The organism is Bacillus cereus group sp. MYBKT111-2 (assembly GCF_051915205.1).
Lineage (GTDB): Bacteria > Bacillota > Bacilli > Bacillales > Bacillaceae_G > Bacillus_A > Bacillus_A paranthracis.
The window spans coordinates 549805-561364 of the sequence record NZ_JBQAEG010000001.1 but is presented as its reverse complement, the minus strand read 5'-3'; the positions used below and the strand labels follow the sequence as shown (position 1 = coordinate 561364).

The window sequence follows — 11560 nt, the reverse complement described above, 5'->3', positions numbered from 1 at the left end:
ATGCGGGAATATGAATGGTCAACAATTAATTCAAGAAGCAATCGAAGCGCGTAAACAAGCGTACGTACCATATTCTAAATTTCAAGTAGGTGCAGCATTACTAACGCAGGATGGAAAAGTATATCGTGGATGTAATGTTGAGAATGCTTCATATGGCTTATGTAACTGTGCAGAAAGAACAGCTTTATTTAAGGCGGTTTCTGAAGGAGATAAAGAGTTTGTAGCTATCGCAATTGTGGCGGATACGAAGCGTCCAGTACCTCCTTGTGGAGCATGTCGACAAGTTATGGTAGAATTATGTAAACAGGATACGAAAGTATACCTATCAAATTTACATGGTGACGTTCAAGAGACAACAGTCGGGGAATTGTTACCAGGAGCATTTTTAGCGGAGGATTTACATGAATAGAAAAGGTTATAAATCAGGTTTTGTCTCTATTATTGGCAGACCGAATGTTGGGAAATCTACATTTTTAAATCGTATTATTGGTCAAAAAATTGCTATTATGAGTGACAAGCCACAAACAACTCGTAATAAAATTCAAGGCGTATATACAGAAAATGATTCACAAGTAATTTTTATTGATACACCAGGAATACATAAACCGAAACATAAACTAGGCGACTTCATGGTGAAGATGGCGCAAACGACATTAAAAGAAGTTGATATCGTTCTATTTATGGTGAATGCTGTTGAAGGCTTTGGTCGTGGTGAAGAATTCATCATCGAGAAGTTAAAAGAAACGAAACAACCAGTATTTTTAGTTATTAATAAAATTGACCAAGTTCACCCAGAACAATTATTAGAGCTAATTGATCAATATCGCAAATTACATGACTTTGCAGAAATCGTACCAATTTCTGCATTAGACGGTAATAACGTAGAGGCCCTAATTGGTACAATTAAAAAGTATTTACCAGAAGGACCACAATACTACCCAGATAATCAAGTAACGGATCATCCGGAGAGATTTATTATTGCAGAGCTTATTCGTGAGAAAGTACTACATTTAACACGTGAAGAAGTGCCGCATTCTGTGGCTGTTGTTATCGATGCAATTCAAAAACGCGAAGGCGGGGCAGTTTATATTAATGCAACGATTGTTGTGGAACGTCCGTCGCAAAAAGGGATTATTATCGGAAAACAAGGGAAGATGTTAAAAGAAGTCGGTAAGCGAGCTCGTTTTGATATTGAAGCATTACTTGGTTCTAAAGTATTTTTAGAAGTATGGGTAAAAGTGCAAAAAGATTGGCGTAATAAAATGTCTCAGCTTCGTGACCTTGGTTTCCGCGAAGACGAGTATTAAAATAGAGTAAAGCTGTAATCAGCGGATGTTTTGTTCATCCGCTGATTATTGGTTTTTACGAGTTTTGATAAATTAGGAAAAATTTTTCTCACATGAAAATGGACAAAATGGGTCAATTTAATAACAACAAAGGAAATTGGTTTATAGGCTACGCTTATTGAGAAAGGTGGATTCTTATGCTAGATTTTACCTGGAAGTTTTTCTCCAAAACAGGAAGCATTGAGACGTATTTGCTTTTGAAAGAAATGGAAAAAGACGTAAACGATGAGATGGATCAACATGAAGAGGAGCTAGCGCATTTAGACTCTCCAATTTCTTGACCCGTTTTGTTCAAACCTTGGATGGTGACGAACATGTTTCAAAAAGTTGAGGGCATCGTTATCCGTACGACAGATTACGGAGAAACGAACAAGATTGTTACAATATTCTCAAGAGAATTGGGTAAGGTAAGTGCAATGGCAAGAGGAGCGAAAAAACCGAAAAGCCGGTTAGCATCTGTTTCGCAACTTATGACACATGGTCATTTTCTTATTCAAATGGGATCTGGACTTGGAACTTTGCAACAAGGCGAGATTATTTCAACTATGAAAGAAATTCGCGAGGATATATTTTTAACTGCTTATGCATCATTTATTGTTGAGTTAACTGATAAAGCAACAGAAGATAAAAAACATAATCCGTATTTATTTGAAATGTTATATCAAACGTTGCATTATATGTGTGAGGGTGTTGATCCAGAAGTATTATCATTAATTTATCAAACGAAAATGCTTCCGGTATTAGGGATGCGCCCGTACTTTGATACATGTGCGATTTGTCATCAAGAAACAGATTTTGTCGCCTTCTCTGTTAGGGAGGGCGGTTTTCTGTGCTCACGTCATGCTGAGCAAGATCAGTATCGTATACCAGTGGGGGAAGCCGTTCATAAATTATTGCGTCTTTTCTACCACTTCGATTTACATAGACTTGGCAATGTATCAGTGAAGGATAGCACAAAAAAACAAATGCGTTTAGTATTGAATACATATTATGATGAATATTGCGGGATTTATTTGAAATCAAGACGTTTCTTAGAACAACTTGATAAGTTTCAAATATAATTTGGGGCCGTATACGGTCCTTTTTACATCCTTTCTTTTTCGAATAGCATATTTAGTATATAATATTTAAGAGATAGTATAACTTTTTTCGTTGTGCATTAAAGGTGGTGATTATCATAGAGCTGAATAAACGGCAAGAACATATCATTCAGATTGTAAAAGATCACGGTCCTATTACAGGGGAGTCAATTGCTGCGCAATTGGGATTAACACGTGCAACGCTAAGACCAGACTTAGCAATTTTAACGATGGCTGGTTATTTAGAAGCACGTCCACGCGTAGGTTATTTTTATACGGGTAAAACTGGGGGGCAGTTATTATCTGAAGCTGTTAAGAAAATTAAAGTACAAGATTATCAATCTAGACCGGTTGTAATTGATAAAAATGTATCGGTATACGATGCGATTTGTACTATGTTTTTAGAGGATGTAGGTACATTATTCGTTGTAGATCAATCGACTCTATTAGTAGGCGTTGTATCTCGTAAAGATTTATTACGAGCTAGCTTAGGGAAGCAGGATTTAACCTCACTTCCGGTTAATATTATCATGACAAGGATGCCAAACATTGCGATGTGTCGTAGAGAAGATTCTTTATATGATATTGCGATGGAATTAATAGAAAGACAGATTGATGCGATGCCAGTTGTAAAAGATACGAAACAAGGTTTAGAAGTGGTTGGACGAATTACAAAAACAAATATTACACGTGCGTTTGTAAACTTAGTAAATAACGAATAAGTGTAATTTGTTTAAAGTGAGGTAATGTAATGGATAATAAAATCGTATATGTCGTATCTGACTCTGTAGGAGAAACGGCTGATTTGGTTGTTCGAGCAGCAATGGGGCAATTCCCATTTGCTCCTGATATTAGACGTGTGCCGTATGTAGAAGATACAGGGACATTAAAAGAAGTGATTTCGATTGCTAAGAGCAATCAAGCACTTATTTGTTTTACGTTAGTAAAGCCTGACATGCGCCAATATTTAGTGACAGAGGCTGCAAAAGAAGGTGTAGAGGCATATGATATTATTGGCCCTCTAATCGATCAAATTGAAGAAATTACCGGGCAAGTGCCTAGATATGAGCCTGGTGTTGTTCGTAGGTTAGATGAAGAATACTTTAAAAAGATTGAAGCGATTGAGTTTGCTGTGAAGTATGATGATGGTAGAGATGCACGTGGTATTTTAAAAGCAGATATCGTGTTAATTGGGATTTCGCGCACATCAAAAACACCACTTTCTCAATATTTAGCTCATAACAAACGTTTGAAAGTTGCCAACGTACCACTAGTACCAGAAGTAGATCCGCCTGAAGAATTATATCAAGTGGCTAAAGAAAAATGCTTCGGTTTGAAAATTACGCCAGAGAAGTTAAATCATATTCGAAAAGAGCGATTGAAATCACTTGGACTAAGTGATGGAGCAACATATGCCAATATTAATCGTATTAAAGAAGAGATTGATCACTTTGAGAATGTAGTTAGTAAAATAAATTGTCAAGTAATTGATGTATCGAACAAAGCGATTGAAGAAACAGCTAACATTATTGTGAATGCAGTGCAAAACCAAAAAATGTTTTAGCACATTTACCAAAGGTGAATGTGCTTTTTTCGCTCGTGAGAAACACAGTGCCTGCTGATTTCGTAATAGATGATAGCGAAGTGGTTATGCTTATATTTTTCGGTCTTTTTATTATGCTAAAGGTAGGGTTTCGCTATCCTGAAATAGAAGATGAAAAAATAAAGGGATATGTAGCGTAGTTGAAGAAAATATATTATAATAAAAAATTGTGATAAAAACCTATATTTTACGTTTAGACTTTAATTTTTCAGAATAAACTAGGGATAGGATTTAAGAAATGACATGTAATTACGTTAAATCGACAAAATCTATACAAGAAAACGCACATTATGGAAGGATTCGCAGAAGGGATGTAGAATACAGAAATATGCAAAACATCAATATGGTATGAGTTGATGCAGATGCATATACTGTGAAGGCTGACAATTGTGCGAGCTGGAACGAAATTTCATGTCAAAATTTTGTTTGTCACATCGTATGCTCATCGTTTAAGGAAGCAGCGAGGGAATTTGGATCTATGTAGATGCTGAATAAGCAAAAGTTGATTTCTTTATATGTATCAACATGCAAAAAACAGATCTCGTGATCACATAGGATATGGTGCTTGCTAATCTTCTTATGAAAAAGTGCATATGTATTGTCTCTATGAGGTACATTTGTAATAGATGAGCAAATGGATACAATTTTATATAGTAGGTAGTACGTATCTGCGAAGTTACGCAGAAAAGGGTCTGCAAAATCGCTTGATAACGTGATCGACAATATTTTCTAATAAGTTTAGAAAAAATATTGTCGAATTATAAAGGAATTTTTTAATTTATATCGAATACAAAATACGACACGGAGATGGAGTTATGGGGAACAGAATTCCTGAAGAAGTTGTTGAACAAATTCGGACATCATCCGATATTGTCGAAGTGATTGGTGAATACGTTCAACTTAGAAAACAGGGACGTAACTATTTCGGCCTTTGTCCGTTTCATGGTGAGAATTCTCCTTCATTCTCTGTTTCATCTGACAAGCAAATTTTTCATTGCTTCGGATGTGGAGAAGGTGGAAATGTATTTTCCTTTCTAATGAAAATGGAAGGACTGGCTTTTACCGAAGCTGTTCAAAAGCTAGGTGAAAGAAATGGAATTGCGGTTGCAGAGTATACATCAGGGCAAGGACAACAAGAAGACATATCTGATGACACTGTCATCATGCAACAGGCTCATGAACTTTTGAAAAAGTATTATCATCATTTATTAGTAAATACAGAAGAAGGAAATGAAGCACTTTCGTATTTGTTAAAACGTGGTATTACAAAAGAGATGATTGAGAAGTTTGAAATTGGTTATGCGTCACCTGCTTGGGATGCAGCAACGAAAATCTTACAAAAAAGAGGTTTATCGCTATCAAGTATGGAACAAGCTGGTCTTCTCATAAGAAGCGAGAAGGATGGTAGTCATTATGATCGCTTCCGTGGAAGGGTTATGTTTCCAATCTATACGTTACAAGGTAAAGTGATAGCGTTTAGTGGAAGGGCATTAGGAGATGACACTCCGAAATATTTAAATAGCCCAGAAACACCAATTTTTCACAAAAGTAAATTGTTGTATAACTTCCACCAAGCGAGGCCGTTTATTAGAAAACGTGGGCAAGTGGTCCTTTTTGAAGGGTATGCTGACGTACTAGCTGCGGTAAAAAGTGGTGTGGAAGAAGCTGTTGCGACAATGGGAACAGCTTTAACTGAAGAACAAGCAAAACTTCTGCGACGTAACGTTGAAACTGTTGTTCTTTGCTATGATGGTGATAAAGCAGGGCGAGAAGCGACGATGAAAGCAGGGCAATTATTGTTGCAAGTTGGTTGCCAAGTGAAAGTTACATCCTTGCCAGATAAGCTTGATCCTGATGAATATGTGCAACAATATGGGACAACTGCTTTTGAAAATCTTGTGAAATCAAGTATAAGTTTTGTTGGTTTTAAAATAAATTATTTGCGTTTAGGGAAAAATTTGCAAGATGAGTCGGGCAAAGAAGAGTATGTGAAAAGTGTTTTAAAAGAGTTATCGTTGTTACAGGATGCGATGCAGGCAGAATCATATTTGAAGTCATTATCGCAAGAATTTTCGTATTCAATGGAAACACTTTTGAATCAATTGCACCAATATCGCAAAGAACAAAAGGTACAGCAAAAACAAGTAAAGCAGGTTTCTAAGCCGTCTCAAATTGTTCAAACAAAACCGAAGTTAACAGGTTTTGAAAGGGCAGAAAGAGAAATTATTTACCATATGTTGCAAAGTCCAGAAGTGGCCGTTCGTATGGAATCCCACATAGAAGATTTTCATACAGAAGAACATAAAGGGATTTTATATGAACTATACGCATATTATGAAAAGGGAAATGAACCTTCAGTCGGAACATTTTTAAGTTGGCTCTCTGATGAAAAGTTGAAAAATATTATTACTGATATTTCGACGGATGAATTTATTAATCCAGAATACACAGAAGAAGTGTTACAAGGCCATTTGGAGACGCTTAGACGTCATCAAGAAAAACTTGAAAAGATGGAAATCATCTTCAAGATAAAACAAATGGAAAAAACAGATCCTGTAGAGGCTGCTAAATATTATGTAGCATATTTACAAAATCAAAAAGCGAGAAAATAGCTTTTTTGATAAATTTTTAGTATAATGAATGTTTGTATCTCGCGTAAGGAGGGGAACAGATGGCTGACAAACCAGCTCGTTCTAAACAAATTGAAACTGAAATGACCCTTGAGCAAGTGAAAGAACAACTCACTGAGCTCGGAAAAAAACGTGGCGTTCTTACATATGAAGAGATTGCAGAACGCATGAATGGATTTGAAATTGAATCCGATCAAATGGATGAATACTATGAATATTTAGGTGAACAAGGGATTGACTTAGTTGGCGACAATGACAACGACGAAGGCCCTAATAATCGCCAAATAGCAAAATCGGAAGAAGAATTCGACCTCAATGATTTAAGTGTACCACCAGGGGTTAAAATCAACGATCCTGTTCGTATGTATTTAAAAGAAATTGGTCGTGTAGATTTACTATCTGCAGAAGAAGAGATTCGACTTGCAACGCGTATTGAAGAAGGCGATGAAGAAGCGAAACGTCGTCTTGCAGAAGCAAACTTACGTCTTGTAGTAAGTATTGCAAAGCGCTACGTGGGCCGTGGTATGCTTTTCTTAGACTTAATCCAAGAAGGGAATATGGGTCTAATTAAAGCGGTTGAAAAGTTCGATTATCGTAAAGGTTTCAAATTTAGTACGTATGCAACTTGGTGGATTCGCCAAGCAATTACACGTGCGATTGCAGACCAAGCAAGAACAATTCGTATCCCAGTTCATATGGTTGAAACGATTAATAAGTTAATTCGTGTACAACGTCAATTATTACAAGATTTAGGACGTGAACCATCTCCTGAAGAGATTGGTGAAGAAATGGATCTTGCTCCAGAAAAAGTACGTGAAATCTTGAAAATTGCACAGGAGCCAGTTTCTCTTGAAACACCGATTGGTGAAGAAGATGACTCCCATTTAGGTGATTTCATTGAAGACCAAGAAGCAACATCGCCTGCGGACCATGCAGCGTATGAATTGCTAAAAGAACAATTAGAAGATGTGTTAGATACACTAACAGATCGTGAAGAAAATGTTCTACGTCTTCGTTTTGGTTTAGATGATGGACGAACTCGTACGCTTGAAGAAGTTGGGAAAGTATTCGGCGTAACGAGAGAACGTATCCGTCAAATTGAAGCAAAAGCACTTCGTAAATTGAGACATCCAAGCCGTAGTAAGCGTCTTAAGGATTTCTTAGAATAGGCTACCTTTAAGTTTACTTCACCTTTGTGAAGTAAACTTTTTTATTTTGTTAATTTTTGTTAAACTTTAGCTGTCAGCAACGATTACAATTTCTTGTAATTTATTTTACAGAATTGTCTTTTGATTTGCAAATGCTCATTTTTCGATTTTTCGATTAATTTTGTTTATTCTATACAAAAATATATGTAGAAAAGTGAAAAATATGATGAGAAACGTTAATAATTATCGAAATAATAAGCGATATAATAATAAAAAACAATAAACTGAATTTATGGAATATTTTTAACGATTAGTAGTTTACTCTTTTCTGATAGAGCGTTTTCAAGTACAATGGAAATGACTGAATCATCTAACTATTTAGGGGTATAGAGGGGGGAGAAGAGATATGAAACGTAATCCGCTGATTCCGTTCGCTCTTATTGCAGCATTGGGTATTATCGTTATGTTTGTATTTTCATTTCAGGGGCTAAATAAATCTAAAGAGTTAGCTGATGCAAAAAATGGCGGGAAGCCAGCACAAACAGCATCCAAGCCAGAGGATATTGTGAAGCAAAGCTGTACGAGCTGCCACGGTGATCAATTACAAGGGGCGGTAGGACCTAATTTACAAAAAATTGGTGGGAAACTTTCAAAGGATGAAATTAAAGAAATTCTTTCGAAAGGAAAAGGCAATATGCCAGCGAATATAGTTCCAGCTGATCAAGCCGCTAAAGTAGCTGATTGGTTATCGAAGAAAAAATAAAGTTCCGTATGACAAGCCTTTTGCTTAAGCAAAAGGCTTGTTTTTCTATATTTTCTAAAATACGATGAATGATAGAGAAGTGAATTGTTGTTATAGGCTTGCAACAACTACTATAAATTCATTATCATGGAGACAGACTGACAAGAGAAGGAGTAATGGAAATACATGAATGAAGTAAAGCTTTCAAAACGATTAGAAGAAGTTGTGCGTGAAATACCAGTAGGATCTACAGTTGCCGATATTGGATCGGATCATGCGTATTTACCGTGTTATACAATTATAAATAATATTGCTACTAAAGCAGTTGCTGGAGAGGTTGTAGATGGACCATTTCGCTCTGCGCAGGCAACTGTAGCTGAAAGTGGCTTACAAGATAAAGTAGATGTGCGTAAAGGGAATGGATTAGCTGTTATCGCGCCAGGAGAAGTAGATGTAATTACGGTTGCCGGAATGGGCGGAGCGTTAATTCGTGATATTTTAGAAAGTGGTAAAGAAAAATTAGAAGGTGTAACACGTTTAATCTTACAGCCGAATATTGCAGCGCATCACATTCGTGAATGGTTTATTGCGAATGGATGGGAGCTTATCCATGAAAAAATCGTAAAAGAAGATGGGAAAATTTACGAGATTTTAGTAGGGGAGCGAGGAAATATCACGGTTCCTTACTCTGAAAATAAACAGGCTGAATTATTTATGGGACCATTTTTAATGAAAGAAAAAAGTGAAGCTTTCGTTGAAAAGTGGGAAGGAGAATTAAAAAACTTCCAAAATATTTTAAAGCAGTTAGAACGTGCGGCTGATTCTGAAGAAACAAAAGCGAAGCGTGCGGAAGTAGAAGCGAAAATGAAAATGATAGGGGAGGTTTTATCATGAGTAAAATTCCAAATGGCCATGAAATTATTTCGTTATTTGAAAGTATGTATCCGAAGCATTTGGCGATGGAAGGAGATAAGATTGGCTTGCAGATTGGAGCGCTTAATAAACCCGTGCAGCACGTATTAATTGCGTTAGATGTAACGGAAGAAGTTGTGGATGAAGCAATTCAATTAGGAGCGAATGTCATTATTGCGCATCATCCTTTAATTTTTAACCCGCTAAAAGCGATTCATACAGATAAGGCATATGGGAAAATTATTGAAAAGTGTATGAAAAAAGATATTGCAATCTATGCCGCACATACAAATGTGGATGTTGCTAAGGGCGGGGTAAATGATTTACTTGCTGAGGCGTTAGGATTGCAAAATACAGAAGTTTTGGCACCGACATATGCAGAAGAAATGAAAAAAATTGTTGTGTTTGTGCCTGAAACTCATGCAGAAGAAGTACGAAAAGCATTAGGAGACGCAGGTGCTGGTCATATCGGCAATTATAGTCACTGTACGTTTAATAGCGAGGGTACAGGTACGTTTGTACCTCAAGAGGGGACAAATCCTTATATCGGGGAAACTGGACAGTTAGAGCGCGTAGAAGAAGTGCGGATCGAAACGATTATTCCAGCTTCACTACAACGAAAAGTGATTAAAGCAATGGTAACAGCACATCCATATGAAGAAGTAGCCTATGATGTGTATCCACTTGATAACAAAGGTGAAACGTTAGGGCTTGGAAAAATAGGGTATTTACAAGAAGAAATGACACTTGGACAGTTTGCGGAACATGTAAAGCAATCGTTAGATGTAAAGGGTGCGCGAGTTGTTGGGAAATTAGAGGATAAAGTGCGCAAAGTAGCTGTACTTGGTGGCGATGGTAACAAATACATCAATCAAGCTAAATTTAAAGGTGCGGATGTATATGTAACAGGTGACATGTATTATCATGTTGCCCATGATGCGATGATGCTCGGTTTAAATATCGTCGACCCAGGACATAACGTTGAAAAGGTAATGAAGCAAGGTGTACAAAAGCAATTACAAGAAAAAGCAGATGCAAAGAAACTGAATGTACATATTCATGCTTCGCAGTTACATACAGATCCATTTACATTTGTATAAGAAAAATAAAAAACCGTTGCTCATATAGGCAACGGTTTTTATTATTGTTCTTTTTTCACTTTTACACGAGGTAATATTTTTTGTAACGGTACTTTTCGAACTCTTTCCCATGTAGCAGGATTCATTGGGTCATATTGTTCTAAGAAAGCGATAACCTCTTTTGTAATTGGTGTTGGAGTAGAAGCACCTGCTGTAACAGCTACGTTTTCTACACCTTGTAGCCATTCTAATTTGATTTCACTTACGTCTGCAACGCGGTATGCTTTCGTACCAGCGATTTCTTGTGATACTTGTGCTAAACGGTTTGAGTTATTACTTTTCGGATCACCAACAACAATTGTTAAGTCTGCAACATCAGCTTGTTTGGCAACCGCTTCTTGGCGAACTTGAGTTGCTAAACAAATTTCCTTATGGAACTCTGCTGTTGGGAATTTCTTCTGAATGTCCTCCATTAAATGTTGAACATCCCATTGGCTCATCGTTGTTTGATTTGTAACTAAAATTTTATCCGTTGGAATTTCTAATGTTTTTAAATCATCGGCTTTTTCGATAAGATGAACGATATCAGGTGCGATACCAACTGCGCCTTCTGGTTCTGGATGATTTTTTTTGCCGATATAAATGACATGGTAACCTTCAGCTTTCTTTGCTTCAATAAGGTCATGTGTTTTTGTAACATCTGGGCAAGTGGCATCGATTGTTGTTAAACCTTTTTCTTTTGCACGTTGTTTAACTTCTGGAGAAACACCGTGTGCAGTGAAAATAACAGTACCAGAATCGATTTTATCTAAAATGTCTAATCGACTTGGACCATCTAATGTGATGATGCCATCTTCTTCGAATGCATCTGTTACATGTTTGTTGTGAACAATCATACCTAAAATATAAATAGGTCTTGGTAATGATGTATCTAATGCGGCGTTACGTGCAATAACCATCGCGTCCACAACACCGTAGCAATAACCACGAGGGGAAATTTTAACAATTTTCATATGAGTAA

At 36.8% G+C, this 11560-nt stretch carries 13 protein-coding genes; 12 read left to right on the top strand and 1 reads right to left on the bottom strand.

All coding sequences use genetic code 11. From position 1 onward, the window contains the following. Positions 1-10: 10 nt before the first annotated feature. The 12 genes from ACTFNE_RS02990 (at position 11) to ACTFNE_RS02935 (ending at position 10560) form a co-directional block, all read left to right on the top strand. Entirely contained in the window at positions 11-409 is a 399-nt protein-coding gene (locus tag ACTFNE_RS02990; protein WP_001014347.1) for a cytidine deaminase, read from the top strand. Next, on the top strand, positions 402-1307 hold the full coding sequence (gene era / locus ACTFNE_RS02985) for a GTPase Era (RefSeq protein ID WP_001080241.1): 906 nt from the start codon (positions 402-404) through the stop codon (positions 1305-1307). The genes ACTFNE_RS02990 and era overlap by 8 nt, the downstream gene beginning before the upstream one ends. A 176-nt stretch (positions 1308-1483) precedes the next feature. Then, complete coding sequence (locus ACTFNE_RS02980; RefSeq protein ID WP_000883924.1) at positions 1484-1627, top strand: YqzL family protein; 144 nt, start codon at positions 1484-1486, stop codon at positions 1625-1627. Between the two features lie 33 nt (positions 1628-1660). Further along, positions 1661-2407 carry a DNA repair protein RecO gene (gene recO, locus ACTFNE_RS02975; protein ID WP_000487010.1) on the top strand — a complete coding sequence of 249 codons (747 nt, stop codon included), beginning with the start codon at positions 1661-1663 and terminating at the stop codon, positions 2405-2407. A gap of 107 nt (positions 2408-2514) precedes the next feature. Beyond that, positions 2515-3147: a helix-turn-helix transcriptional regulator gene (locus ACTFNE_RS02970; protein ID WP_000583759.1), complete on the top strand. Its 633-nt coding sequence runs from the start codon at positions 2515-2517 to the stop codon at positions 3145-3147. 29 nt (positions 3148-3176) lie between these two features. Next, entirely contained in the window at positions 3177-3989 is an 813-nt protein-coding gene (locus tag ACTFNE_RS02965; RefSeq protein WP_000368943.1) for a pyruvate, water dikinase regulatory protein, read from the top strand. 35 nt (positions 3990-4024) lie between these two features. After that, positions 4025-4168 carry a hypothetical protein gene (locus tag ACTFNE_RS02960; RefSeq protein WP_154644226.1) on the top strand — a complete coding sequence of 48 codons (144 nt, stop codon included), beginning with the start codon at positions 4025-4027 and terminating at the stop codon, positions 4166-4168. A gap of 675 nt (positions 4169-4843) precedes the next feature. After that, the gene (gene dnaG / locus ACTFNE_RS02955; RefSeq protein ID WP_000528216.1) at positions 4844-6640 is read left to right on the top strand and encodes a DNA primase; all 1797 of its coding nucleotides are present in this window, start codon (positions 4844-4846) and stop codon (positions 6638-6640) included. Positions 6641-6699: 59 nt separating this feature from the next. Then, positions 6700-7827: an RNA polymerase sigma factor RpoD gene (gene rpoD, locus ACTFNE_RS02950; RefSeq protein WP_000764060.1), complete on the top strand. Its 1128-nt coding sequence runs from the start codon at positions 6700-6702 to the stop codon at positions 7825-7827. Positions 7828-8212: 385 nt separating this feature from the next. After that, positions 8213-8569 (top strand): cytochrome c550, encoded by a 357-nt coding sequence (gene cccA, locus ACTFNE_RS02945; RefSeq protein WP_000828141.1) that lies wholly within the window; start codon positions 8213-8215, stop codon positions 8567-8569. A 165-nt stretch (positions 8570-8734) separates the two neighbouring features. Further along, positions 8735-9442, top strand: a complete 708-nt coding sequence (locus tag ACTFNE_RS02940; protein WP_001006536.1) for a tRNA (adenine(22)-N(1))-methyltransferase — start codon at positions 8735-8737, stop codon at positions 9440-9442. Then, on the top strand, positions 9439-10560 hold the full coding sequence (locus tag ACTFNE_RS02935; RefSeq protein WP_270705377.1) for a Nif3-like dinuclear metal center hexameric protein: 1122 nt from the start codon (positions 9439-9441) through the stop codon (positions 10558-10560). The genes ACTFNE_RS02940 and ACTFNE_RS02935 overlap by 4 nt, the downstream gene beginning before the upstream one ends. Before the next feature lie 41 nt (positions 10561-10601). Here the strand turns inward: ACTFNE_RS02935 and ACTFNE_RS02930 are convergent, their stop codons facing one another. Then, on the bottom strand, positions 10602-11552 hold the full coding sequence (locus ACTFNE_RS02930) for a 4-hydroxy-3-methylbut-2-enyl diphosphate reductase (protein WP_000706665.1): 951 nt from the start codon (positions 11550-11552) through the stop codon (positions 10602-10604). Positions 11553-11560 lie beyond the last annotated feature (8 nt).